Here is an 18249-nt window from a genome sequence, read left to right as displayed (position 1 = left end):
ATTAGGAAGCCTCCATCAGACCGATGGGGTAAAACTTAATTGCAGATGAATAAGAAAATTATTATTGGTTTGTTGACTTGTGCTTCATTGGCTTATGGCTGCCAGTCTTCATCAACTCAAAGTAAACAAGCAGCGACCTTGGCTGACTCTACCTCCAACCAAGCTTTTGATAGCCAGATTGATGGTAAAGAAGTTAAACTATTCCAGCTCAAGAATAACAAACTCGCTATTACATTGACAAATTATGGCGCACGCCTGGTAAGTTTAAAAGTGCCAGATAAAGACGGTAAATTGACTGATGTGATTTTGGGCTATGATTCGGCCAAAGAATACAAGGATAACTATAATAATTTTTACGGCGCAATTGTAGGGCGTTATGGGAATCGGATTGGCAAAGCATCATTTAAACTGAATGGTGAGGTTTATTCTTTAGAAAAGAATGATGGCGAGAATTCACTTCATGGCGGTACCAATGGCGTTTACAATAAAGTGTGGGCTGTAGTCAGTAGCACTTCGACATCAATCACATTAGCCTATACCTCACCTGATAAAGAAGCGGGTTATCCGGGAACGGTCAAGATGGAGGTTACCTATACCCTGGAGGACAACGGTGCTTTAGCCATAGCCTATCAAGCGACAACAGATAAAGAGACGGTCTTAAATCTGACCAACCACGCTTATTTTAACCTCAATGGGGCTGGAGATTCTTCTATTTTGGATCATGAACTTCAAATTGATGCAAAGGCAATTACCGAAGTTGACAATACCTTGATTCCAACTGGAAAGAGTTTGCCTGTAGCGGGAACAGCATTCGATTTTACAAAACCGACACGTATTGGTGCTCGTATTGAAGAAGAAAATGCACAACTGAGGATCGGAAAAGGCTATGACCATAATTTTGAACTAAACAAGAAGGATGGTTTCCAGAAGGTCGCACAGGTGTATGCCGCTAAAACAGGTATTGAAATGGACATCTACACAACCGAACCCGGTTTACAGTTTTACAGTGGTAATTTTATGAAGGATTCTGACCCTAAAGGGAAAGAGGGAAAAGTGTATCCATTCCGTTCTGCTTTCTGTTTGGAGACACAACATTTTCCAGACGCACCAAATCACCCCAATTTTGCATCAACGGTATTAAAACCTGGAGAAAAATATAGTTCAAAAACAACCTACCAATTCAGTGTGAAATAATAAAATCTATATAATGAAGCTAAGATTAAAATTAGGCGTTGTTTTTACGCTAGCCACTGGATTGTTGTATGGACAGAGTAGTGTAAGATTGGAAACACCGCAGCAGGAGCAGATTATAAGTCGACATATTTATGGACATTTTGCCGAACATTTGGGACGCTGTATTTATGATGGATTTTATGTCGGGGAGAAAAATGACTCGATTCCCCATTCCGATGGCGTCCGAAAAGATGTCATCGAAGCCCTTAAGAATTTAAACATTCCCAATTTACGTTGGCCAGGAGGATGTTTTGCCGATACGTATCATTGGAAGGATGGAGTTGGGCCCAAAGCGCAGCGTCCTGCTATCGTAAACAACTGGTGGGGTGGCGTGACAGAGGATAATTCTTTTGGCACACATGATTTTCTCAATATGTGTGAATTGCTTGGTGCGGAACCTTATCTGGCGGGTAATGTGGGGAGCGGTGAGGTACAGGAGCTTGCTGACTGGGTCCAATATGTGAATTTTAAAGGAGAAAGCCCCATGTCGGATTGGCGACGAAAAAATGGTCGGCAGGAACCTTGGAAGGTAAAATTTTGGGGCGTAGGAAATGAAGCCTGGGGCTGTGGTGGAAATATGACCGCCGATTACTATACCGACATTTATCGCAAATACGCCACTTTTATGTCGGATTGGACCAATGGAAGTGGTTTGTATCGGATAGCATCAGGAGCTAATAGTGCAGATTACAATTGGACGGAGACACTCATGAAGAAAATTCCGAGTGGTTTGATGAAAGGCATGGGACTTCATCACTATGCAGTGATCAACTGGGATAACAAGGGCTCTGCGACCCAATATTCGGAGGAGGAGTATTTTAAAACCATGAAATCAGCTTGGTTTATGAATGAGCTGGTGGAGAAGAATATCGCCATTATGGACAAATACGATCCGAAAGGACTTGTGGATCTGATCGTAGACGAATGGGGAGGCTGGTATGCGGTAGAGCCTGGTACGAATCCGGGTTTTCTCTACCAACAAAATACCATGCGTGATGCCATGATTGCAGGAATGACACTCAATATCTTTAACAATCATGCTCGTCGGGTGAAGATGGCCAATCTAGCGCAGGCTGTGAATGTATTGCAAGCGGTTATTCTAACAGAAGGAAAGAATATGATTTTGACGCCGACTTATCATGTGATGGAAATGTATAAGGTACATCAGGATGCTAAGTTAATTCCTATTTCCCTTCAATCAACGGATTTTGAATTTAACCAGGAAAAAATTCCCGCCGTGTCGGTTTCAGCGTCACAAGACAAGCAGGGCCGTACACATATCTCCTTGGTAAATATTGATCCGAAAAAGAATAATAAGGTACGTGTGGATCTCGGTTCAGTGAAAGCTGCAAAAATTTCAGGCCGAATTCTTACCGCAGAGAATCTACGCGATTATAATTCCTTCAAGAAGCCGACAACAATTAAACCTGTTGTGTACAATAAGGCAAAGGTAGTGAATGGTGGTGCCATTGAAGTGGACATTCCTGCATTTTCAGTTATTGTATTGGAATTAATATAACAGCCAATTTTGATAGGATTGTCATGTTATCCTATTTATGCTGTTAGGGCTGGTGTAAAAACCTGAAATGATAAATTATTGTTGAACAAATACATATAGGGATGAAAAGAGTAGTGTCAATACTGTTACTGTTAGCGAGCTTGGGCTCTTCAGCAATGGCACAGTCACCGATAACATTAAATATTGCTTTGGATAAACCTACAGGCAAAATATCGCCACATATGTGGGGCGTCTTTTTTGAAGATATCAATCTTGGTGCCGATGGAGGAATCTATGCTGAATTGGTAAAGAATAGATCATTTGAGTTTGATCAGCCTTGGATGGGTTGGAAAAAACTCGAAAATGGTCCTGAGGGAACCTACCTGCTGCTAAACGATAGCAAACGTAAAGGGAATAAACGTTATTTAAGGATAAACAATGCGGCTAATTTGAAATTAGGGCTACAAAATGAAGGCTTTAGAGGAATGGGGGTGAAAGCGGGGGCAGCATATGAGTTCTCTGTACAATATCAAAGTGCAGCTAAGGGGATGAAAATCCATGTTGAGCTGCTCGATCAACAGAATAAGGTTATTGGCGCAGCTGAACTTCCTCTTGAACCCGTCGGATCATGGTCTGAAGCTGCAGTCAAATTCCCTGTCAACCAAACGACAGATAAAGCCAAGTTAAATGTTTGGTTTACAGGGACGGGTACGTTAGACGTAGATATGCTTTCGTTATTTCCAATAGACACCTGGAAAGGAAGACCGAAGGGTCTACGTAAAGATATGGTTCAGATGCTTGCCGATATGAAACCCGGCTTTATCCGCTTTCCTGGAGGCTGTATTGTTGAAGGGAAAGATTTGGCCAATCGCTTTCAATGGAAAAAAACTGTTGGACCAATAACGGAAAGGGAATTGATTATCAACCGGTGGAATACCGAATTCAGCCATCGTCTGACACCTGATTATTTTCAGACTTTTGGTTTAGGATTTTATGAATACTTTTTACTGGCAGAAGATATTGGAGCATCTCCAGTTCCCATTCTCAATTGCGGTATGGCCTGCCAATTTAATACGGCGGAACTTGTACCATTGGACGAACTTGATACCTATGTTCAAGACGCTTTGGATCTGATTGAATTTGCTAATGGTACAACAGATACAAAATGGGGGAAATTACGGGCGGATATGGGGCACCCTGAGCCTTTCCACCTCAAAATGCTGGGAGTTGGAAATGAAAATTGGGGCCCGCAATATATCGAACGGTTGGCCGTCTTCAAGAAAGCGTTAAACGAAAAGCATCCAGAGATCAAAATTATCGCCAGTTCGGGCACTGATCCCGAAGGAGATCGCTTTGATTTCTTAAATGATAAGCTGCGGGCGATGAATATCAATATCATTGATGAACATTATTACCGTCCACCATCCTGGTTTCTTTCGAGCGCCAATCGCTATGATAATTACACTAGAAATGGGGTGAAAATTTTCGCAGGGGAATACGCTTCGCATACGACACGACCAAACGGTCCAGGGAAAAGTACCTGGGAGGCGGCCCTCTCGGAAGCCGCTTTCATGACGGGCCTGGAACGAAATGGTGACGTAGTGGAGATGGCATCTTATGCGCCATTATTCGGTCATGTCGATGGTTGGCAGTGGTCACCGGATTTAATTTGGGTTGATAACTTGCAGGTATATGGAACACCGAGCTACCAAGTACAAAAATTATATGCTACCAATAAAGGGACAAACATTGTTCCGATCAAACGGGATGGTGAATTCGTAGCTGGCAAAGATAGCCTATATGCTTCGGCAGTATTTGATGCAGCTGCGCAACAGCTTATCGTGAAAGTCGTCAATTACAATAGTAAGCCGATGAAAGTGAACCTTGATGTAGATTCGAAGAAAAAGCCTGCTGCGAGAGCAGAGAAAATCACTTTGGCCAACGCCAATCTAAACCTGAGTAACAGTATCGAGGAACCATTGAACATCCGTCCAAAACAAAATACAGTAACTTATAAGGGAAAGACAATTGTTGAAACATTTGAACCTTATTCCTTGACCTTGATAAAATTGACCGTGAAATAAGATGAACATCCGCACACTCCTTTTTACTATCCTGATCCTATTTGCGCATAACTTGTTTGCACAGGTAAAGGAATCAGATCTGGCTGCTTACCTGATGGTTTATTTCAAGGATGAAAGCCACGGGCTGTATTTTGCAATAAGTCAGGATGGCTATTCTTTCACCGATATCAATAAAGGAAAACCGATCATTGCCGGCGATAGCATTGCACAGCAGAAAGGTATTCGGGATCCCTATATCATGCGGGGGAAAGATGGTTATTTTTATATGGTCATGACGGATTTACATATCTACGCACAAAAGCAGGGTTATAGAAATACGGAATGGGAGCGTGACGGAGTCGCATTTGGATGGGGTAACAACCGGGGTATTGTCTTAATGAAATCGACTGATTTAATTCACTGGAACCATACGGAGCTCTACTTGGAGAAAGCCTTTCAAGGTTGGGAAAATGTAGGGTCCTTCTGGGCTCCCGAACTCATCTATGATGATCGTACTGGGAAGATGATGATCTATTTTACGATGCGGTTTGGCAATGGACTGAATCAGCTCTATTATGCCTATTTAAATAAGGAGTTTACAGCATTTGAATCAGAACCACAGCTTTTGTTTCAATACCCCAAAGCAAATAAAAATTACATCGATGGCGATATTACGAAAGTGGGCAATAAATACCATCTTTTTTATGTCGCCCACCATGGTGTTCCGGGCATTAAGCAAGCTGTGTCAGATTATCCAAATGGCCCTTATCAGTACGATGATCGCTTCTATGATCCTGAGCCAGAAGCCTGCGAAGCTCCGAATGTGTGGAAAAGGATTGGGGAAGATAAATGGGTTTTGATGTATGATATCTATGGGATCTCGCCCCATAATTTTGGCTTCAGTGAAACAACAGATTTTAAAAATTTTGTTGATTTGGGACACTTTAATGCAGGTAAAATGAAATCTACTAATTTCACTTCGCCTAAACATGGCGCTGTCATCCCAATAACAAAACAAGAGCTGGAGCGATTGGCAAAGCATTGGCAGTTTGATTTGTCGATGCAAAAAAAATAGTAATGTGCTATTTACAAATGAAATAACTTTTTTATGAATAAAAGAAAGTTGATATCCCTCATGGGAGTTGTTGGTTTGGTGATGGCTGCCTTGTGTTCTGTATCGGCACAGGAATATAAAGCTGGACCATCGGAAAAAGATTTCGCGGGTTATCTATTTACCTATTTTAAAGGTAATGCAATTGCGGATGAGGCCGTATGTTTTGCGATTAGTACTGACGGTTATACATTCAGGGCACTGAACAATAATCAGCCCATATTGGATTCTAAACGCATCAGCAGTACAGGTGGCGTAAGGGATCCACATATTTTACGGGCCGAGGACGGAAAATCGTTTTACATGGTGCTAACGGATATGACGGCATCCAAAGGATGGGATTCTAACCGGGCCATGGTTTTGTTAAAATCTACAGATTTGATCCACTGGGAGCATCATGTGATTAATATTCAACAGCGTTATCAAGGGCAGAAAGACTTAAAAAGGGTTTGGGCGCCCCAGACTATATTTGATCCAAGCGTAGGTAAATATATGGTTTACTGGTCCATGAAATATGGAGATCAACCCGATGTGATTTATTATTCCTATGCTAATCGCGATTTTACGGATCTAGAGGGTGAACCTAAGGTGTTGTTCTTGCCTAAAAACGGTCAATCTTGTATAGATGGGGATATTATTGTTAAAAACGGTTTATTCCATTTGTTTTATAAAACTGAGGGGAATGGGAAAGGAATAAAACAGGCGATCACAGATTCATTGACTTCGGGGAAATGGGTTGAACAACCTGGTTATAAACAGGTAACAGCAGACGATGTTGAAGGATCTGGGATTTTTAAACGCAATCAATCAGACACCTATATCTTGATGTATGATGTTTATAAAAAGGGGAAATACCAGTTTTGTGAATCTCAGGATCTAGATCATTTTAAAGCAATAGATCAACAGATTGATATGGATTTTAATCCTAGACATGGCACTATTTTACCGCTTTCAAGAAATGAGTTGAATAAATTGATACAACACTGGGGAAAACCAGCTGATATCACCTTGAACAATGTGAAAAATCCTATATTGGAGGGATTTTATGCGGATCCGGATGTATTGTACTCTAATAAGACAAAGAAATATTATATCTATCCAACGAGTGATGGCTTTGACGGTTGGGGCGGCTATTACTTCAAAACCTTTTCTTCTACTGATTTGAAAGAATGGAAAGATGAGGGGGTAATATTAGATTTAAAAAAAGATGTAGTATGGGGCAACCACCATGCCTGGGCACCGACGATCGCAGAAAAGAAAGTCAGGGGTGGGTATAAATATTATTATTATTTTACAGCAGCTCAGAAAATCGGTGTTGCAGTAGCAGACTCGCCAACCGGGCCTTTTAAGGATTCCGGTAAACCGCTGATAGACTTCAAACCAAATGGCGTAAAGGGAGGCCAAGAGATCGATCCGGCTGTTTTCACTGATCCTAAAACCAATAAGAGTTATCTTTATTGGGGAAATGGTCATCTTGCTGTAGCCGAACTCAATAAGGACATGATCACAATCAAGGAGAATACGATCAAATTATTGACCCCCGATAGAACATTCCGTGAAGGAACATATGTCTTTTTTCGGAACGGAATTTATTATTTCCTATGGTCGGAAAATGATACACGTAGCGAGAATTATCGGGTTCGTTATGGCACTTCGACCTCTCCTTTGGGACCTATTCAAATCCCCGAAGATAATCTTATCCTACAGAAAGATATTGCCCATGGAATTTACGGTACTGGACACAATTCTGTATTGCAGTTGCCTGGAAAAGACGAATGGTACATTGTTTACCATCGATTTAACTATCCCAAGGGAATTACGATGGGCGACGCTGCTGGATATAACCGCGAAGTGTGTATGGACAAATTGCAGTTTGGTCCAGATGGGAAAATTCTTCCAGTCGTACCGAGCCATTAAAATGGGCTTATTACCCAAAGAGGTTACTGGTAAATTTTACTTTAATCCCCAGCTGAAAGTTATTGATCGTTTTAAATATTTCCTTAATGGTTGCCTTTTCAATATTTGTCAAGCTGTCCATCGGTACATAGTTGTTTGGACTTAGTTTGGCTATCCGAATCTGATTCGCTTGATTTTTCAGGCGAATCGACATCAGATAATAGTAAGATTGATGCAACTCTTCATACTGTTCCTGCGTGAAAATTTTCAAATCGAGCAGCTGTTTGAGTCTCCCACCGGTATTTTCCTCATAAATTCGGTTTTTGAGGGCATATACACGAACCAAATCGACAATAGGTGTCATAGCTTTTTTGATGTTGAAGACTTCAGACGATCCGATGGTTTGCGTTTTTATAGCCTTAAAAAATGTCAGAGGAGGTTCATACTGTAGTGCATTTTTTGCGATAAATGTAAAAAAGCGCTCATTAGGTTTTTGTAATTCGACATTTAGAAACTCTTTAAGTTGATCTATAATCTCTTGGTCGCCATACAATCGTCGGCAGTCAAAGAATGTGGAGAACTTAATTGCATTTTCGGGGATGCTTTCCTCGATCCATTTTTTGTAGTTGTTTTTCCAATGTGAAAGCGAATGTGTCCATTCAGGATTGCTGGCCATATATCCTCCAGTGCAATAGCTGAAACCTATTGTATTTAAGTGATCAGATACACGACTTGCAAAGTTCAAGAAGTAGTCTCGGACGAGCTCGCGCTGTTCATTGGCTTTATCTTCATAAATAATCGCATTGTCTTGATCCGTCATCAGGGTTTGCTCTTTTCGGCCTTCACTTCCGGTCACCATGAAGACAAATTTTGCCGGCGGTTCGCCCATCTCTTCGATTACTTTTTCGATTACTTTCAGTGCAATACTGTCCGCTACAGTTGTAATCACCTGATTGGCAATTTCGGCATTTACTCCTCTGCCGAGCAGTTGATGGATAATTTCTGGGACGTTGTTCCACTTTTCACGTAATTCGTCCAAAGTTTCTGCTAGTTTGACCGATTGAATAAATACAAGCGGAGATTGTCCTTGCTCACTCAATAACCTATTACGACTTAAGAACCCAACGTAGTTTCCTTCTTTTTCAACGAGCAGGTACCTTGATTTCGTTCGGAACATTTTTAGTACAGCCTCATAGAGGTAAGCTTGATCGGATATACTCACAATTGGGTTGTCCATCACTTCGATGATCGCGCGGTCGACAGCGATTTGTTGAGCAACGACATTATCCCGTAAGGTCATATCGGTGGCATAACCGATAATATCATTTTCGTCTTTGATAAAGACACAACTTACCTTTTGTCTGGCCATTGTCTTTGCAACTTCAAAAATGGGCGTATCACCAGCGCAGGCAACGATATCTTTATAGGTGATATGTTCTATCTTTCGCGAATACAATTGATCTGCTGCAAAGTAGCTTTCCTCAAAAGAGGCAGGGGATTTGACAAAGTGTGAAAACTCCTCGTCTAACATCCTTTTTCCAAATGAATTGGTGAAGAAATGGAAGAACTCTTCGTTTGCATTACATAGCTCAATAAAATTTTTCCGCGGTAATCGATAGATAATCGTCCCCTTTTTTGCGATGACAGATTTTAACGCTTTTGTTCGATTCAATAACACCGAAATTCCGCCAAAACAATAAGGTTGACGGTGGATCTCTACTAATCTTTTATTGTCTAAGTCATCCAGAAAAAACGTTTCATATTCCCCTTCTAGGATTAAGTCAACCCCTTCCATGTCTGTGATGTTTTGTCGATAGACAAGTGTGTCTTTGGAGAAACGATGTTCGTAGAATATATCTATAATACTGAGCTGTAGGGTTTCTGGTAATACTTGGAAAGGTTGGGTTGATTTCAGTAGGGAAAGGATACTTTCGGGATTTTTCATGGGGACTGTATTTGGAAGATTTTATCGAATTCTATTTGCTGGTCTCGAATGTCTTGATGGGACAGTTCGTTTCGTTGAATCATTTCGAAATAGCATTTCGCGGTAATCTCGGCATCTTTCTCTGCATTGTGCATATTTTCAGGGATTTCGGAGAAAAGAGATTCGTGTAATAAAGAAAGCGGAAGATGGACCATATTGGGATTTCTTACGTACCTTTTGCTATGCAATAATGTACAAAAGTAGTTTGTCCCATCGAAAGGGAAAGGTAAATTGGATCGATAGAATTCTGCCGCCAGCACCTGTAGGTCAAAGGAAAGAAAATGCCCAACAATCTGTGGCTTATATTTTTTGATGTCATGACTTAGCTTGCGTAGTACCTCTTTTTTCTTTTCGCCATGCTTCATTAAAAAAGGCGGGGTCAATCCATGTATCTGTTCCGAGGCTGGACTGATTGGAATCAGGGGCTCATAGATATATTTGTTCGTACGCTTCACCTCATTTTGTTCCTCATCAAAAATGATCCAAGCCAATTGTAGTACATGCGGCCAATTATCGTTGTCTGTGTATTTTTTGCCCCATTTTTTCGGTAAGCCAGATGTTTCTGTATCTAAGAATAATAAATATTTTTTCAATGAATTATCGATAATAACTAATTAAAAGTAATCAAAATTTACTGTAAGCTGTAGATGCCGCTTAAATAAATTATCTTGTATAGAGCAACTGTCTTGGTTATGTGGCATAACAGTGCATAACAGTTCCTCCCATCAAATCATTTAATTTAGTTTTTGTAATACCTAAAAAGATACACAATGAATGCTGTTTTCGGAGTTATATTTCATTTTATAGGCGGTTTCGCGTCTGGAAGTTTTTATGTGCCGTATAAGAAAGTGAAAGGCTGGTCTTGGGAATCTATGTGGATTTTGGGTGGCCTTTTTTCATGGATTATTGTACCACCTATAGCCGCTATTTTGACAATTCCCAATTTTTTGGAGATTATCAGAGATACGAATAACTCGATCTTAGGGTACACTTTTTTATTTGGATTACTTTGGGGAATAGGTGGACTTACTTATGGACTCGGCGTGCGTTATCTGGGAGTATCCCTTGGGAGCAGTATCATTTTAGGGCTTAGCATGGTTTTTGGATCCTTGATGCCGAGTATTTATTATTTTTTCAATAGGACAGAGGGGAAGCATGGGATAGATTATTTTTTTACAACACATTCAGGTATCTGTATCCTCATTGGGCTCTTAGCCTGCGTGCTAGGTGTATTTCTATGTGGTAAGGCGGGTGTTTCCAAGGAAAAACATTTATCTGCATTATCAGCCGAGAGCAAATCAGATTACAATTTTGGGCTAGGGATCGTCGTGGCTATTATTTCCGGAATATTAAGTGCCTGTTTCAATTTTGGAATTGAGGCTGGAAAACCAATGGCCGATGTGGCGAACACCTTATGGAAAACATCTAATCCTAATCAAGGTGAATTCCTGTATCAGAACAATGTAACGTATATCGTCATTCTTTGGGGTGGCTTTGTGACGAACTTTCTTTGGTGCCTTTACTTATTGTTTAAGAATAGAACTTTTGGGGATTATACAAAGTCCGATGTGCCAAAAGCTAAAAATTTCCTTTTATGTGCTATAGCCGGGACCACATGGTATTTGCAATTTTTCTTTTATGGTATGGGGGAAAGCCGTTTAGGAAATGGAGCCAGCTCCTGGATACTCCACATGGCCTTTATTATTCTTATTTCAAATGCATGGGGTGTTGTGCTCAAGGAGTGGAAAGGTGTTGACCGTTCAACATATCGCTCAATCATAGGCGGGATCGTGACCATTATCATCTCTATTTGCATTGTAGGGTTTGCGAAGACATTAGAAAATTAATATTTAAATATAGAAGCAGTGAAAACGTACAAACATGTCAATTATTTATGGGACGATGAAAAAGCCCGGGCACTAAGCGGTGATGAAGTCGCTTTATTGCTATATCGTTCGAATATTTTAGGTGCAGATTTAAGGATCACAAATTATGGTGGAGGTAATACCTCATGTAAGGTTTCGGAAAAAGATCCTTTGACAGGCGAAGAAGTCGAGGTGATGTGGATTAAGGGGTCTGGTGGCGATATTGGAACCTTGAAAAAATCAGGTTTGGCGGCTTTGTATCTCCAACGTCTACGTAATTTGGAAAATGTCTATCGCGGATTGGAGTACGAAGATGAAATGGTTGAATTGTTTAATCATTGTATCTATGATCTTGCTTCTAAAGCTCCATCAATCGATACACCATTGCATGGCTTTTTACCGTTTAAACATATCGACCATTTACATCCCGATGCAGCGATTGCCATAGCAGCTGCTAAGGATGGAAAAAAAATCACACAAGAACTTTTCAATGGTACCATTGGCTGGGTTGATTGGCAACGTCCTGGATTCGATCTAGGTCTGGAATTACGCGCTTGCTTAGAAGAAAATCCGGGTATCCGCGGTATTATTTTGGGCTCACATGGTTTGTTTACTTGGGGCGATACGGCCTATGAATGTTATATCAATTCCTTGGATGTAATCGAAGCTTGTGCGGAATATCTTGAGCAAAACTATGGTAAAAAAGCACCCGTCTTTGGTGGACAGAAAGTGACTAGCTTGGGCAAGGAAGAAAGAACCGCACAAGCAGCCAAACTTGCGCCTGTTTTAAGAGGTTTCTGTTCCAGTGAGCGCCATATGATCGGACATTTTACAGATGATGATCGTGTATTGGAATTTATCAATTCCAATGATTTAGGTCGTTTGGCTCCGCTAGGTACCAGTTGTCCAGACCACTTCTTAAGGACTAAAATCCAACCATTGGTATTGGATTTGGATAAATCCGAAGATTTAGACAACGTTGAGGAGCTCAAAGCGAAATTGACGCCATTATTCGAAGATTACCGTGAAATGTATGCGCAATATTATGAAAACTGCAAACATGAAAACAGTCCAGCTGTACGTGATAAAAACCCGGTAATTGTTCTGTACCCAGGTGTAGGTATGTTCGCATTTGCGAAAGACAAACAAACGGCACGTGTGGCAGCAGAATTCTATACCAATGCGATCAACGTCATGAAAGGAGCAGAAGCAGTAAGTGAATACACCGCTTTACCTCGTCAGGAAGCATTCGATATTGAGTATTGGTTATTGGAAGAAGCTAAGCTTCAACGTATGCCAAAACCAAAGGCTTTGTCGGGAAAAATTGCTTTGATCACTGGAAGCGGTGGCGGTATCGGGAAAGCAATCGCTAAAAAGATGGCTCAAGAAGGCGCCGTAATCATCTTAAATGATATCAATACCCAGCGCCTGGAGTCAAGTAAAGACGAATTTATTACCGATTTTGGGAAGGATTCCGTTATTACGACGATTTTGGATGTAACGAACGCAGAATCAATTAAAGAAGCGTTGAAAGAAGCTGCTTTAGCTTTTGGAGGTATTGATATTATCGTTAATAATGCTGGACTATCAATTTCCAAAACAATCGAAGATCATACAGAGAAAGATTGGGATTTGTTGTACAACGTATTAGTGAAGGGGCAATTTCTAGTTACGCAAGGAGCTACTTCTGTATTAAAAGCACAGGAAATCGGGGGAGATATCATTAATATTGTTAGCAAAAATGCTTTGGTTAGTGGTCCGAACAATACTGGCTATGGGAGTGCAAAAGGAGCTCAGCTACACTTAAGTCGTTTGTGTGCGGCAGAATTAGGGCCAGCGGGAGTACGTGTCAATGTTGTCAATCCCGATGCGGTTATTTCAGATAGCAATATCTGGGCTGGTGGCTGGGCAGAAGGCCGTGCTAAAGCCTATGGTATCACAGTTGCCGAATTGCCAGCCTATTATGCAAAACGGACCTTGTTGAATCAGGTCATTCTTCCTGAAGATATTGCGAACGCCTGTTTCGCTTTTGTGGGAGGACTGTTGAGCAAATCTACGGGAAATGTTTTAAACGTTGACGGAGGTGTTGCAATGGCGTTTGTACGCTAATTTTTATATCTTAGGTGTCGCGCTCAGAAAGGGAAAAATGTGCGCGACACCTTTCGAATTTTTACACGATAACCAGTAATATTATGATTCTTGATACACAAATTATAGATCAGCACAATAACCAATTAGCGGAGAAACATACACGAGCTTTTGACTATGTATCGGCAGATATTTCAAACACAGAGGAAATTTTGGACAAACTCCAGAAATTTCAAATTGCCATCCCAAGCTGGGCATTAGGGACAGGTGGTACCCGATTTGGACGGTTTTCCGGAGCAGGTGAACCTGGAACTTTGGAACAAAAGTTAGCGGATGTAGGCTTATTACACGCGCTCAACAAATCAAGCGGAGCTATTTCCTTGCATATACCTTGGGATATTCCTTCAGATGCAGAAAAAATCAAATCATTGGCATCTAAACTCGGTATTGCATTTGATGCAGTGAATTCCAATACATTTCAAGACCAGGCTGGACAAGAACATAGCTATAAATTTGGTTCGCTTCACCATGTAAATCCTAAAGTTCGTGAACAAGCCATAGCCCACAATATTGAGGTCATCAATTATGGCAAAGCGTTGGGCTCTAAATCCCTTACAGTTTGGTTAGCTGATGGTTCATCTTTTCCAGGACAGTTGAATTTTAGAGAGGCATTTCAAAATACATTGTCTAGCTTAAGTGAAATTTATAAGCACCTACCAGACGACTGGAAATTGTTTGTTGAATACAAGGCTTTTGAACCTTATTTCTACTCAACAACAATCGGAGACTGGGGGCAGTCTTTACTATTGGCCAATAAATTAGGCCCTAAAGCATATACACTCGTTGATTTGGGACACCATTTGCCAAATGCCAACATTGAACAAATTGTTTCGTTGTTACTTATGGAGGGTAAACTTGGTGGATTCCATTTTAACGATAGTAAATATGCGGATGACGATCTTACAGCGGGTAGTATAAAACCTTATCAGTTATTCTTGATATTCAACGAACTGGTTGATGGTATGGATTTGAATGGGATAGATCATGCAACAGGGCAGGGCTGGATGATCGATGCTTCTCATAATCTGAAAGATCCGTTAGTCGATCTTTTACAGTCAGTAGAAGCAATTAAGATCGCGTATGCTCAAGCATTGCTGGTCGATCGTAAAGCACTGAAACAGGCACAGCAAACTAACGATATTGTGAAGGCCCAGGAAATATTACAGGATGCTTTCCGTACAGATGTCAGACCGCTTGTGGCGGAAGCTCGGTTGAGAAGTGGTGCTGCTTTAAATCCGGTTCAATTGTTCAATGAGGAAAATTTACGCAACAAACTTATCGAAGAACGTGGAATAAATTCTGTAGCTACAGGTTTGTAATTAAGGAAAAAGAATGAAGGGGAAACCAATACCAGTAGTTGCCATATTTGATGTTGGTAAGACTAACAAGAAATTATTTCTCTTTAATGAGCAGTATCAGATTGTTTTTGAGAGGTCTGCTCGTTTTTTAGAAACTACGGATGAGGATGGGGATAGCTGTGAAAATCTAGAAAGTTTACGTTTGTCCGTTTTCGATTCCTTGCATGAAGTGTTTCGGAAAGGTGAGTTTGAAATCAAGGCGATAAATTTTACTTCGTATGGAGCGAGTTTTGTCTACATTGATAAAGATGGACGGCCTTTAACACCATTATATAATTATTTGAAAGAATACCCAAAGAAACTGTTGGAATCGTTTTATGCACAATATGGCGGAAAAGATCGATTCGCATTAGAAACTTCCTCTCCGAGTTTGGGAAGTCTCAATTCTGGACTACAGATCTATCGTTTGTTTAAACTAAAACCGGCATTATTTAAGGACGTCAAATGGGCATTACATCTTCCACAATATTTGAGTTATCTAATTTCAGGACAACCCTATGCCGATATGACAAGTATAGGTTGTCATACAGCACTGTGGGATTTTGAGAAAAATAATTATCATCAGTGGGTCTTTGATACCGGTATTCTACAAAAAATGGCACCCATTGTACAAGGTGATCGATTGTTTCGGGCGACTTTTCCTGGGAGTGGTTATTTAGTAGGTAGCGGCTTGCACGATAGTTCTTCGGCATTGATTCCCTATCTGTTGAATTTTCATGAACCTTTTGTTTTAATTTCGACAGGAACTTGGTGCATTTCCTTCAATCCATTTAATAACGAACCGTTGACAAAAGAAGAACTGAGCAAAGATTGCTTGCAGTATATGACCTATACAGGCAAACCAGTAAAAGCATCCCGGCTTTTTGCCGGTTATGAACATGAGGAGCAAGTGAAACGTATTGCGAATTTTTTCCAGGTTTCGACTGGTAAGTTTAAGCAGATCGGCCTGCAGTGGGATATTATTGAAAAATATCAGGCACTGGATATTTCCGATGAGCTATCAGCTTTCGCATCGATTGATTTGAGTCATTTTTCTAGCTATATTGAAGCATACCATGTTTTTATGATGCATTTGGTGAAAGCACAGATAAAATCGACGGAACTGATTTTACGGCCTAATGGTGCTCAACGTATATTCGTGGACGGCGGATTTAGTCGTAATTTGATCTATATGACGCTGTTGGCCCAAGCTTTTCCAAATAGTGAAGTTTTTGGTGCATCAATGGCCCAGGCGACAGCTCTTGGAGCAGCTCTGGTTATTCATGATCATTGGAATACGCAGGCTATACCAAATGATATCATTGAGTTACGCTACTTTAGAACCAAACAGCAACTACATTGATTATAAAATTGGAGTTAAGGTAAAAATTTAGTTTTTTTATTAGTTATCGTGAGAGGTCAGGCAATTCGTTGTCTGGCCTATTTTTATCCTAATAGGTACGGCAAGTAGGAGCATCTTTATCTTATCAGTAAGAGTTTCAAAAAAATAAAAGGTTTCCAGATAGAGCAGAGGAAACCTTTTATTTATTAAAAACCTAAAATTATGAATAATGATACCAATTATTATATGATGATTAAAGGTGCGGAAAATTGAGCGATTAGCTGTCCTGAACTGTTGGCGAAAGGGAGGCACAGGTAAGCGCAGGGTGGTCTGATCAATTGGAAAAATTATATTTGAGCCTCCTAAATTAATAAAACTTAGAGATGAAGAGACTAATCTTAACGATCACATTTTTTATACAGGTCTGTTGCCATGTTTTATTTGCCGAACAGATTGTCAGGGAATTTCGCTTTGGTGGTACTAAGAAAAACCAGACTGTAATTTCTTTAAGGGAAGCACAAGCCTATAAGGATAAGCAAGGGTATGGTTTTGAATTTTCAACAGAACAAGATGTCAGGATTAATTCAAAGAATAAAAGCCTTTTCAGCGAAAAGCCATTTTATTTTTCGGTAAGGGTTCCTGAAGGCAATTATAAAATTACGATTACCTATCAGGGTTTGAACGATAAGCCTTACCGCAGTACTGTACGGTCTGAATCCCGTAGGCTGCAGATTGAAAACCAAGAGGTATTACCTAATAAATCTTTCGATAGGACCTTTATTGTACATATCAAAGATCCAAAGATTGCTTCTGGCGAAACTGTAGCATTGAAGAAGCCAAGGGAGCTGCAAAAACTCGACTGGGATAATAAGTTGACTTTGGAGTTCCAGCAAACAAATTGTATTTCGACCATTCGAATCGAGTCAGTAAGCAATGTCCCGACTGTATTTTTAGCGGGGAACTCGACGGTAGTTAATCAAGAGGATGAGCCCTGGGCGTCTTGGGGACAAATGATTCCTCGATTTTTTGATACAGGTGTGGCCATTGCTAATCATGCGGAATCTGGACTAGCACTAAGTTCGTTTTTGTCCTCAAAAAGATTGGAAAAAATTCTCTCTGTCGCCAAGCCCGGAGATTATTTATTTATTGAATTTGGGCACAATGATCAAAAGGAAAAAGGAGAAAATGCAGGTGCTTATAAGGGCTATAGTGATCGTTTACGTTATTTTGTACGTGAATTCCGTGCAAAAGGTGGCCTGCCAGTTATCTTAACCTCCACAGCACGGCGAGCATTTGATGAACAAGGAAAACTGTTGCAGACATTAGGTGATTTTCCCGATGCGGCTCGGAAGGTCGCAGCAGAACTTCAAGTGCCTTTAATAGATCTTAATCAGAAAACGAGTTTGTTTTACGAGGCATTAGGAGTTGAGCAGTCTAAACGAGCATTTGTTCACTACCCCGCGCATACTTTTCCAAATCAAGAAAATGATCTTGCCGATAATACCCATTTCAATCCCTATGGTGCCTATGAGATCGCTAAAATGGTGCTCACAGGAATTAAAGAAAACAACTTGAAGATAGCAGACCATATCGTCGATTTTCAGGGCTTTGATCCGCAGCAACCAGATGATTTTAAAACTTGGTATTGGCCACCAAGTTTGATCAATAGTGTTATCAAACCAGATGGCAATTAATTTGTATTGATATAACGTTAAGGTCGGGCAGTATTTGTCCGACCTTTTTTATGTTCTATTTGCTCATTTAGACAGGAT

At 40.5% G+C, this 18249-nt stretch carries 12 protein-coding genes; 10 read left to right on the top strand and 2 right to left on the bottom strand.

Annotated features, from left to right (window positions below):
• The first annotated feature begins 45 nt into the window (after positions 1 to 45).
• The 5 genes from GVK91_RS05135 to GVK91_RS05115 all read left to right on the top strand — a co-directional run bounded on the left by GVK91_RS05135 (position 46) and on the right by GVK91_RS05115 (position 7822).
• Complete coding sequence (locus GVK91_RS05135) at positions 46 to 1194, top strand: aldose epimerase family protein (RefSeq protein ID WP_153844261.1); 1149 nt, start codon at positions 46 to 48, stop codon at positions 1192 to 1194.
• A 13-nt stretch (positions 1195 to 1207) separates the two neighbouring features.
• Positions 1208 to 2752 carry an alpha-N-arabinofuranosidase gene (locus GVK91_RS05130; RefSeq protein WP_153844260.1) on the top strand — a complete coding sequence of 515 codons (1545 nt, stop codon included), beginning with the start codon at positions 1208 to 1210 and terminating at the stop codon, positions 2750 to 2752.
• Between the two features lie 101 nt (positions 2753 to 2853).
• Positions 2854 to 4815, top strand: coding sequence for an alpha-L-arabinofuranosidase C-terminal domain-containing protein (locus tag GVK91_RS05125; protein ID WP_153844259.1), 1962 nt, complete (start codon positions 2854 to 2856; stop codon positions 4813 to 4815).
• Position 4816: 1 nt separating this feature from the next.
• Entirely contained in the window at positions 4817 to 5869 is a 1053-nt protein-coding gene (locus tag GVK91_RS05120; RefSeq protein WP_153844258.1) for a glycoside hydrolase family 43 protein, read from the top strand.
• 33 nt (positions 5870 to 5902) lie between these two features.
• Complete coding sequence (locus tag GVK91_RS05115; RefSeq protein WP_159727348.1) at positions 5903 to 7822, top strand: family 43 glycosylhydrolase; 1920 nt, start codon at positions 5903 to 5905, stop codon at positions 7820 to 7822.
• Positions 7823 to 7832: 10 nt separating this feature from the next.
• Here GVK91_RS05115 and GVK91_RS05110 read toward each other — a convergent pair whose 3' ends face one another.
• Together GVK91_RS05110 and GVK91_RS05105 are read right to left on the bottom strand one after the other, a co-directional pair.
• The gene (locus GVK91_RS05110; RefSeq protein ID WP_153844256.1) at positions 7833 to 9746 is read right to left on the bottom strand and encodes a DUF294 nucleotidyltransferase-like domain-containing protein; all 1914 of its coding nucleotides are present in this window, start codon (positions 9744 to 9746) and stop codon (positions 7833 to 7835) included.
• Positions 9743 to 10378 (bottom strand): 3'-5' exonuclease, encoded by a 636-nt coding sequence (locus tag GVK91_RS05105; protein WP_159727346.1) that lies wholly within the window; start codon positions 10376 to 10378, stop codon positions 9743 to 9745. Before GVK91_RS05105 ends, GVK91_RS05110 begins: the two co-directional genes overlap by 4 nt.
• A 177-nt stretch (positions 10379 to 10555) precedes the next feature.
• On the opposite strand from GVK91_RS05105, the gene rhaT reads away from it, so the two are divergent.
• The 5 genes from rhaT (at position 10556) to GVK91_RS05080 (ending at position 18171) form a co-directional block, all read left to right on the top strand.
• Complete coding sequence (rhaT, locus tag GVK91_RS05100; protein ID WP_159727344.1) at positions 10556 to 11632, top strand: L-rhamnose/proton symporter RhaT; 1077 nt, start codon at positions 10556 to 10558, stop codon at positions 11630 to 11632.
• Positions 11633 to 11650: 18 nt separating this feature from the next.
• A complete protein-coding gene (locus tag GVK91_RS05095) occupies positions 11651 to 13759 on the top strand; it encodes a bifunctional aldolase/short-chain dehydrogenase (protein WP_153844253.1) in 2109 nt (702 codons plus the stop codon).
• A gap of 83 nt (positions 13760 to 13842) precedes the next feature.
• Positions 13843 to 15117, top strand: coding sequence for a TIM barrel protein (locus tag GVK91_RS05090; RefSeq protein WP_159727342.1), 1275 nt, complete (start codon positions 13843 to 13845; stop codon positions 15115 to 15117).
• 13 nt (positions 15118 to 15130) lie between these two features.
• Positions 15131 to 16498, top strand: coding sequence for an FGGY-family carbohydrate kinase (locus GVK91_RS05085; RefSeq protein ID WP_159727340.1), 1368 nt, complete (start codon positions 15131 to 15133; stop codon positions 16496 to 16498).
• A gap of 362 nt (positions 16499 to 16860) precedes the next feature.
• Positions 16861 to 18171 (top strand): rhamnogalacturonan acetylesterase, encoded by a 1311-nt coding sequence (locus tag GVK91_RS05080; RefSeq protein WP_159727338.1) that lies wholly within the window; start codon positions 16861 to 16863, stop codon positions 18169 to 18171.
• Positions 18172 to 18249 lie beyond the last annotated feature (78 nt).

The organism is Sphingobacterium sp. 18053, assembly GCF_902706145.1.
Lineage (GTDB): Bacteria > Bacteroidota > Bacteroidia > Sphingobacteriales > Sphingobacteriaceae > Sphingobacterium > Sphingobacterium paramultivorum.
The sequence above is the reverse complement of the archived record's forward strand: the minus strand, read 5'-3'. Positions and strand labels throughout refer to the sequence as shown.

Coding starts and splice junctions, on each gene's coding strand:
- GVK91_RS05130 (WP_153844260.1), top strand. CDS start 1,208: ATGAAGCTAAGATTAAAATTAGGCGTTGTTTTTACGCTAGCCACTGGA.
- GVK91_RS05120 (WP_153844258.1), top strand. CDS start 4,817: ATGAACATCCGCACACTCCTTTTTACTATCCTGATCCTATTTGCGCAT.
- GVK91_RS05090 (WP_159727342.1), top strand. CDS start 13,843: ATGATTCTTGATACACAAATTATAGATCAGCACAATAACCAATTAGCG.
- GVK91_RS05110 (WP_153844256.1), bottom strand. CDS start 9,746: ATGAAAAATCCCGAAAGTATCCTTTCCCTACTGAAATCAACCCAACCT.
- rhaT (WP_159727344.1), top strand. CDS start 10,556: ATGAATGCTGTTTTCGGAGTTATATTTCATTTTATAGGCGGTTTCGCG.
- GVK91_RS05125 (WP_153844259.1), top strand. CDS start 2,854: ATGAAAAGAGTAGTGTCAATACTGTTACTGTTAGCGAGCTTGGGCTCT.
- GVK91_RS05135 (WP_153844261.1), top strand. CDS start 46: ATGAATAAGAAAATTATTATTGGTTTGTTGACTTGTGCTTCATTGGCT.
- GVK91_RS05115 (WP_159727348.1), top strand. CDS start 5,903: ATGAATAAAAGAAAGTTGATATCCCTCATGGGAGTTGTTGGTTTGGTG.
- GVK91_RS05080 (WP_159727338.1), top strand. CDS start 16,861: ATGAAGAGACTAATCTTAACGATCACATTTTTTATACAGGTCTGTTGC.
- GVK91_RS05085 (WP_159727340.1), top strand. CDS start 15,131: ATGAAGGGGAAACCAATACCAGTAGTTGCCATATTTGATGTTGGTAAG.